The sequence below is a fragment of the Stenotrophomonas sp. genome (genome assembly GCF_032066555.1).
Taxonomy (GTDB): domain Bacteria; phylum Pseudomonadota; class Gammaproteobacteria; order Xanthomonadales; family Xanthomonadaceae; genus Stenotrophomonas.
This window is the reverse complement of the sequence record NZ_DAMBKV010000007.1, coordinates 103,579-111,299: the sequence shown is the minus strand read 5'-3', so window position 1 is coordinate 111,299 and position 7,721 is coordinate 103,579. Positions and strand designations below refer to the sequence as shown.

The 7,721-nt window shown below is 66.2% G+C and carries 8 protein-coding genes; 4 read left to right on the top strand and 4 right to left on the bottom strand.

Features of this window, described 5'->3' with window-relative positions; genetic code table 11:
* Positions 1-282 precede the first annotated feature (282 nt).
* From RT131_RS10655 to hemH, 4 genes are all read right to left on the bottom strand, one after another.
* Entirely contained in the window at positions 283-2,445 is a 2,163-nt protein-coding gene (locus tag RT131_RS10655; RefSeq protein ID WP_313172790.1) for a methyl-accepting chemotaxis protein, read from the bottom strand.
* Positions 2,446-2,458: 13 nt separating this feature from the next.
* On the bottom strand, positions 2,459-2,935 hold the full coding sequence (locus tag RT131_RS10650) for a hypothetical protein (RefSeq protein ID WP_313172789.1): 477 nt from the start codon (positions 2,933-2,935) through the stop codon (positions 2,459-2,461).
* 125 nt (positions 2,936-3,060) lie between these two features.
* A complete protein-coding gene (locus RT131_RS10645; protein WP_313172788.1) occupies positions 3,061-3,924 on the bottom strand; it encodes an alpha/beta hydrolase in 864 nt (287 codons plus the stop codon).
* A complete protein-coding gene (hemH, locus tag RT131_RS10640) occupies positions 3,921-4,883 on the bottom strand; it encodes a ferrochelatase (RefSeq protein ID WP_313172787.1) in 963 nt (320 codons plus the stop codon). Before hemH ends, RT131_RS10645 begins: the two co-directional genes overlap by 4 nt.
* Positions 4,884-5,150: 267 nt before the next feature.
* Between hemH and RT131_RS10635 the strand changes: the two genes are divergently transcribed.
* From RT131_RS10635 to tatC, 4 genes are all read left to right on the top strand, one after another.
* Positions 5,151-6,059 carry a lipid-binding SYLF domain-containing protein gene (locus tag RT131_RS10635; protein ID WP_313172786.1) on the top strand — a complete coding sequence of 303 codons (909 nt, stop codon included), beginning with the start codon at positions 5,151-5,153 and terminating at the stop codon, positions 6,057-6,059.
* Between the two features lie 74 nt (positions 6,060-6,133).
* Complete coding sequence (gene tatA / locus RT131_RS10630; RefSeq protein ID WP_313172785.1) at positions 6,134-6,361, top strand: Sec-independent protein translocase subunit TatA; 228 nt, start codon at positions 6,134-6,136, stop codon at positions 6,359-6,361.
* Positions 6,362-6,376: 15 nt separating this feature from the next.
* Positions 6,377-6,889: a Sec-independent protein translocase protein TatB gene (tatB, locus tag RT131_RS10625; protein ID WP_313172784.1), complete on the top strand. Its 513-nt coding sequence runs from the start codon at positions 6,377-6,379 to the stop codon at positions 6,887-6,889.
* On the top strand, positions 6,886-7,635 hold the full coding sequence (tatC, locus tag RT131_RS10620) for a twin-arginine translocase subunit TatC (protein WP_313172783.1): 750 nt from the start codon (positions 6,886-6,888) through the stop codon (positions 7,633-7,635). Before tatB ends, tatC begins: the two co-directional genes overlap by 4 nt.
* The last annotated feature ends 86 nt before the right edge of the window (positions 7,636-7,721 follow it).

Genomic DNA, 7,721 nt, shown 5'->3' with positions numbered 1-7,721 from the left:
AAGCACCCCTCCCCAACCCTCCCATTGCCTGCGGCAAAGGGAGGGAGAACGGCGGGCGCTGCCGGCGGCGAAGCAGCTGCCAAGTGCATGCTCCGTCCCCTCCCTTTGCCGTAGGCAAGGGGAGGGCTAGGGAGGGGTGCCTTTGCTCCCGCTCCTGCTCATGCTTTTACTGCTACTGCTACTGCTACTGCTATCTCTATCTCTATCTCTATCTCTATCTCTGCAACAGCCGTAGCAAAAGAAAATGCAGAAACAAAGGCAGTCCTTCCAGCTGCAACAACCTCATCCCGCCCGCCGCGTCACCCCGACCTCAGCTTCAACCTCCGCCGAATAGCGGAACACCGAAACCGCCTCCGCCAAGGCATCTGCCTGCGCTTCCATCGAACGCGCGGCCGCGCTGGCTTCTTCCACCAGGGCGGCATTCTGCTGGGTGGTCTCATCCATCTGCACGACGGTGTGATTGACCTGCTCGATGCCGGCCGACTGTTCCTGCGAGGCTGCCGCAATCCGCGCGACGATGTCGCTGACCTGCTGTACCGAACCGACGATCTCATTCATGGTGCTGCCGGCCTGCGCCACCAACGCGGCTCCATCATCCACCTTGCCCATCGAATCGACGATCAGCTCCTTGATCTCGCGCGCGGCCGTGGCCGAGCGCTGCGCCAGGCTGCGGACTTCCGACGCCACCACCGCGAAGCCGCGGCCCTGCTCGCCGGCACGCGCGGCCTCCACTGCGGCATTCAGTGCCAGGATGTTGGTCTGGAAGGCGATGCCGTCGATCACGCCGATGATTTCGGCAATCCGCTTGGATGACAGCTCGATCGCCTGCATCGTCGCGACCACCTGGCCAACCACATCGCCGCCACGTGCGGCGACATCGGCCGCACCCACTGCCAACTGGTTGGCGTGACGGGCCGACGCCGCGTTCTCGCGCACGGTCGAAGTCAGTTCCTCCATCGAGGCGGCGGTTTCTTCCAGGTTGGCGGCCTGCTGCTCGGTGCGGCGCGACAGGTCGTCATTGCCTGCGGCCAGTTCGTGGGCGGCGCTGTTGATCGCCAGCGAGCACTGTTTGATCTGGCCTACGATCCCGGTCAGGCGTTCGGCGGTCAGGTTGGCGTCGATCTTCATCGCCTCGAAATCGCCGGCGTAGTCACCGCGCACACGATGGTCCAGGTCGCCAGCGGCCAACGCGGACAGCATCGCGCGCAGTTCACCTGTGGTGGTGGCGACCACCTCCAGCAGCTGGTTGATGCCGGTGGTGAGGGTCTGGATGAAGCCGGTTTCGGCTACGGTCTGCAGGCGCTGGTCGAGCGCACCGGCCGAGGCGGCGGCGACGATGTCGGCCACGCTGTTCTCCAGCAGCAGTTCCTGGGTGCGGTCATGCCACTCCACCGCGAAGCCGCTGCGGCTGCCGTCAGCGTTGAACACCGGCGTCACCACCTGGCTGAAATGTACCGGACCGATCCTGATCTGGCCGTTGTGGGGCTTCTGCAGTTGGTCGAGCATGCCGCGGATGCGCGCCGGATTGGCGTGGAAGCGATGGATGCTGCTGCCGATCAAGGTGTCGACGTTGAAGTCGGGGAAGGCCTTGCGCAGCGTTTCCTGCTGGTTGCGCAGCAGCGCCACCACGGAACGGTTCACGTAGCGGATGATGTGCTCGTTGTCGGCAATCATCATGCCGGTACGGGAGGCGTCCAGCGAGGCGCGGATCTGGGTGTTCTCGTGGTGCAGGGCGGTTTCCTGCTGGTGCCGTTGGGCAAGCTGGTGGCGCATCCGTAGCACGCCGTCGGCGAGGCTGCCGGGTGCAACCCGATGGTCGTCACCGATGGCGTCACTGTCTTCGCCACTGGCGATGGCATCCACCATCGCGCGCAGGCGCGCGGGCGCTGCGCCCAGGGTCAGTACCTGGCGGCGCAGCTGCACCGCCATCGCGCTGATGAAGGCGGTTTCCACCACCACGTACAATGCGTGCAGCAACACGATGCCGAAGCCACTGCCCGCAGCGAAGGCGCGTACCGGCAGGCCACGCGTCTGCAGCCAATAGAAGGCCAGGTGATGCACGCTGATCGCGGCGGCAGCAACCACCACCGGGATCCAGTCGCGGTAGTACAGCAGCAGCGCGATCACCACGAAGACACCGAAATGCATCTCCACCAGGCCATTGGCCTGCTGGATGGTGGCGGCGACCAGCGCCATCAGCACCAAGGCCACGGTGACCCGGCTGAGCAGGCTGCCCGATGCCAGTTTGATCTGCACTGCCATCAGCGCCAGCGAAGGCAGGCTGATCGCGAAGAACGGCAGCCACTGCCCCGACCACAGCGCCAGCGCCAGCGACGCCAGGCCGAGGATCAGGCCGAAGTACAGGAACAGTCGGTCCGCCGCGCAGGCCAGCTGCGTGTAATAGGCGTCGGGAGGTGGCGTCGTGGCGTGGGGGCGAGCGGACATCGGGAACTCCTGGTCAACAGGAACAGCGGGAGGGAAGGAAGAGCGGTGGGCTGCGTTCGGTGAGCAAGGCCGGCAGCCAGCTGGCCAGGGCTGCATCGCTGCGGCCACAGGCCAGTGCCGACGGACGCAGCGGACCGGCATAGAGCGGGTGGCCATCGGTCGCCAGCACCAGCAGGTCGTAGGCGGCGGTGGTGGTCAGGGTGAGGGTGCGCGTGCCGTGTGCCTGCAGCGCGATGCTGAGCTGTTGCCAGGCCTGCTCGTCTTGTACGCAATCGCAACCGGGCGTGTTCAGCCGGATTGCCAACGGCGCGGCCGTTGCAGGCAGTTGCCCCTGTGCGCGCAGTCCATCCACCAGCGCAGTCACCGCTGCTTCGTCACCGCCGGGGCGGTGGCCGAGCGCGGCTACGCTGGTCGTGGTCCAACCCAGCCAGCAGGCGAGCAGGATCAGGCCGGTGATGACACCGGGCCGGAGGGCGGGGCGGGGGAGCATGCGATGGTGGGACGCGCAGCACCCGTTGCGAGGCTGCGGGACTTCTTCTCGATTACGGCAATGCCGGGGTTATCGGCTGCCGTACGCACTACTGAACCCGGTGGCGTACACACCGGGTGTCTTATTCAGCTGGCGTCGGGCAATGCAGCGATGAAGTCTCGGATGATCGCTGCGACGGCCCCGGGGTCGTCCATGTGCACATGGTGGTGGCCGGGCAGGGTGTGCAGGCGGCCATCAGGCAGCAACGCCGCGCGCCGGCTGCGTTCCGGTTCCGGGAAGTAGGGCTGGGCCGGGGTGGCGTAGATCACCTGCACCGGGCAGAGGATGGCGCTGACCACATCGCAGACCTGTTCCTCGGTCATGCGCACGGCGGTGGGCAGCATCAGCCGCGGATCGCTGCGCCAGCTCCAGCCACCGTCGACGGTTTTGACCCCGCGTTCAATCAGCAGGCGTGCGGAGGCCTCGCTGAGCTGGTTGACCATCATCCGCGCGCGGACCGGCGCGCTCAGGTCGGGGAATACCCGCAGCTGCTTGGCGTCCAGCTTCAGCATCGCTTCCACATAGGTGCGCAGGCGCTGCACGGTTTCCCCGGCCGGGGCGGTGAGGCCGCCCAGGGCCTCGATCGATACCAGTGCCTGCACCCGTTCACCGGCCACCGCAGCGACCAGGCTGGCAATCGCCGCACCCATCGAATGGCCCAGCAATACAAAGCGCTCCCAGCCCAGTGCATCGGCAATGGCCAGGGTCTGCACGATGGCGTGCGGGGTGGTGTAGGGCGTGGTCAGCGGCAGATGGTCGCTGTAGCCATGGCCGGGCAGGTCGACCATCACCAGGTCGAGCGTGGGCAGTTGCGCGGCAAGCGGCAGGAAGCTGGCTGCATTGTCGAGCCAGCCGTGCAGGGCCAGCACTTTCAGGCCATCCGGGTTGCCAGCGCGCAGGCCGGCGACGCGGATGCCATCGAGCTGCAGTTCAAAAGGCGTTGCGTTCATGCCGGCTGCGCCGCGGCCAGCGCGGCCAACGCAGCGGCATGGGCGCTGCTGTCATTGAGGCAGGGAATGTAGCGCATGCGCGCGCCACGTTCGGCCAGGGTTTCGGTGAAGCCCATCTGCACTTCTTCCAGGGTTTCCAGGCAATCGGTGGCAAAACCCGGGCAGACCACGTCCAGGGTCTTGATGCCGCCTTCGGCCAGTTCCCATAGCCGCGGCTCGGCGTAGGGCTGTAGCCAGCGCTCGCGGCCAAAACGCGATTGATAGGCCAGCTCCCAGTCATCGCGGGTCAGGCCGAGCGCCGTGGCAATGGCCTTGGCGCTGGCCTCGCAGCGCTGCGGGTAGGGATCGCCAGCGTCGGCCAAGCGTTGCGGGATGCCATGGAAGGAGAACATCAGCTTGCCGCCGCGGCCGTGTTCGGCCCAGTAATCGGCAATGGAGGCGGCGACCGCCGCGACCCAGGCCGGGTCGTCGGCGTAGTCGCGGATGGTCTGCACCGTCACCTTCGGATTGCGTGCCTGCCAATGCTGGACACGGTCCTCGATGGAGGCGGTGGTGGTGGTGGAGTATTGCGGATACAGCGGCAGCACCACGATGCGCTGCACGCCTTCGGCGGCCAATGCATCCAGCGCGGGCAGCAGGGCCGGCTCGCCGTAGCGCATGGCCTCGCGCACCCGCCACTGCGGCAGCTGGCCTTGCATCGCCTCGGCCAGGCGGCGGGTATAGACCGCCAGCGGCGAGCCTTCGGGCAACCAGACCTGGGCGTACTTCTGCGCCGAACGGCCGCTGCGCAGGGGCAGGATCAGCCCGTGCAGCAGCGGTTTCCATAGCAGGGCGGGGATGGACACCACGCGGGGGTCGCTGAGGAATTCGGCCAGATAGCGCCGCACCGCAGGAGCGGTCGGTGTCTCGGGCGTGCCTAGATTGACCGCGAGCAGCGCGGTGATGGGTGCGTCGGACATCCGGCCATTTTCGCAGGTATGGGCGGGGAAGGGAGCGCAGCAGGTTTGCTGTAGTGCCGAGCCATGCTCGGCAGGGGCTTTACCGATGATGCCCAATGTAGTGCCGAGCCATGCTCGGCAGAGGCTTTACTGGTAACGCCCCCTGCCGAGCATGGCTCGGCACTACAGGTACTCATGCCTCACTCTCGCTCACCAGCTATTCAGAGCCGCGCTACTAATTTCAGGCACTTGCGCTATCTTTCTATGCATCGACCTACGGAGTTACCCATGCGCCGCCTGCCGTGCCTCGTTCTGCTGCTGTCCGCGAGCCTGTTGTCCGCCACTGCCGTGGCCGGTCCGCAGGAAGATCAGCGCGCCCGCAATGCGGTGCGGGTGCTCAATGAAATCCAGGACATCCCCGAGCAGGCGATCCCGGACAAGCTGCTCGATGAAGGCCGCGCCATCATCGTCATCCCCGACACGATCAAGGCCGGCCTGGTGCTGGGTGGGCGTCGTGGTCATGGCCTGATGTCGGTGAAAACGGCCGATGGCAGCTGGTCCAACCCCGTATTCATCAAGCTTACCGGCGGCAGCATCGGCTTCCAGGCCGGCGTGCAGTCTTCGGACGTGATCCTGGTGTTCCGCAACGACCGCAGCCTGGACAATATCGTCAACGGCAAGTTCACCCTCGGCGCCGACGCCGGTGTCGCCGCAGGCCCGGTCGGTCGCAGTGCCGCTGCGGCCACCGATGGCCAGCTCAAGGCCGAGATATGGTCGTGGTCGCGCGCCCGCGGTCTGTTTGCTGGCGTGGCGCTGGATGGCGCGGCCCTGCAGATCGACGACGCCGCCAACCTCGATGCCTACGGCCAGAACACCACCCCGCGGATGATCCTGGAAGGTCGCCTGAATACTGCGCCGTCGTCCGACGTGGTGTCCTTCCGCGACCGCCTGGAAGAGTCCACCTACGCCGCGCGTGAAAAGCGCGGTACCCAGGGCAGCGGTGCGCCGGTGGCGGCAAGCGCGCCGCGCAGCAATGCGGTCAGCGTGCAGGCACCGGCAGCCACGACCACCACCGGTACCGATACCGCGACCACCGCGCCGTTGCAGCACGCCACGACCGAACCGGCGCCGCAGCAGGGTTTCCAGCCGGTTTCCGAAGGTGAAATCCGCACCGAGAGCCTGGACGGCGGCAACTGACCTTTGGCATAGCGATCAGCGAATACCTTGTGCGCTATGCTCAACAACCTCCACACAGATAACGCGAGCAGATCATGGGCAGTTTCAGCATCTGGCACTGGTTGGTCGTGCTGGTCATCGTGCTGCTGGTGTTTGGCACCAAGCGGTTGACGAGCGGCGCCAAGGATCTGGGCAGTGCGGTCAAAGAGTTCAAGAAAGGCATGCGTGACGAGGACAAGCCGGCTGCACAGCTGGGCGACGAATCGCGCGATGCCGCCAAGAGCGGCGAGAAGCAGGCCGAGCACGACCGCGACGCGCGCTGATCCTGAGCGTTCGACGTGTTTGATATCGGCTTCAGCGAACTGCTGCTGATCGCAGTGGTCGCCCTGGTGGTCCTCGGCCCGGAACGTCTGCCCAAGGCAGCGCGTTTTGCCGGGCTGTGGGTACGTCGTGCCCGCAACCAGTGGGATTCGGTCAAGCAGGAGCTGGAACGCGAACTGCACGCCGAAGAACTCAAGCGCAACCTGCAGGATGTACGCCAGTCGATGCAGCAGGCCGAGGCCGGGCTGCGCGACCAGGCCGGGCAGGTGCGTGAGCAGGCCGATGCGTTCAAGCGCGAGGTGGAGTTGCCGGAATCGGCCGCTGAGCGGGTGATCGAACCGCGCCCCATCGAGCCGCGGCCGGTCGCGCCCACCGCAACGCCGGAAGCTGCGTCGCCTGTACCGGCTGAATCCGAGCCCTCGCAGCCGACGGCGGCGGCTGACAGCCAGGCTGTCACCGATGCCGAGTTCAACCGCAGCATCGCGCTGGGTGATGTGCCGGCACCGGCCAGCCAGGAGCGCAGCCCATGAGCGCGGCGGATTTCAACGAAAGCAGCCTGATCGAGCACCTGATCGAGCTGCGCTCACGGGTAGTCCGCGCGCTGCTGGGTCTTGGTGTGGTGCTGCTGGCATTGATGCCGTTCTCGCGCACCCTGTACACCCATCTGGCCACGCCGCTGATCTCGCAGCTGCCGGCCGGGCAATCGATGATTGCCACCAATCCGGCTGGTGCGTTCTTCGCGCCGTTGAAGCTGACCTTCTTCGCCGCCCTGTTCGTGGCGGTGCCATGGCTGCTGTACCAGGCCTGGGCATTCGTGGCGCCGGGGCTGTACGCCCGTGAGAAGCGCCTGGCAGTGCCGTTGCTGGGCTCGGCGGTTGCCCTGTTCTACATCGGTTGCGCGTTCGCCTATTTCCTGGTGCTGCCGGCGGTCTTCCATTTCCTGACCACCTTCCGCCCGGATGTGATCGCCATCACGCCCGATGCCAATGCCTACCTGGATTTCGTGCTGGCCATCTTCTTTGCCTTCGGTGCCAGCTTCGAGCTGCCGGTGGCGATGGTGATCCTGGTCCTGCTGGGCTGGGTGAGTCCGCAGCAGCTGCGTGAAGGCCGCGGTTACGCGATCGTCGGTATCTTTGTGCTGGCCGCGGTGCTGACCCCGCCGGATGTGGTCTCCCAGCTGATGCTGGCGATCCCCATGTGTTTCCTTTACGAGCTGGGCATCCATGCGGCCCGCTGGCTGCAGCCGCGCGACCAGGGCAAGACGGCGGCGCCCTGATTCAACCGTAGCAGGCGATAGTCAGCAATCTGCGCTATTTTCACTGAAAAGAGGCCGCGCGGACTGGCAGGCGTGGTAGCACCCCG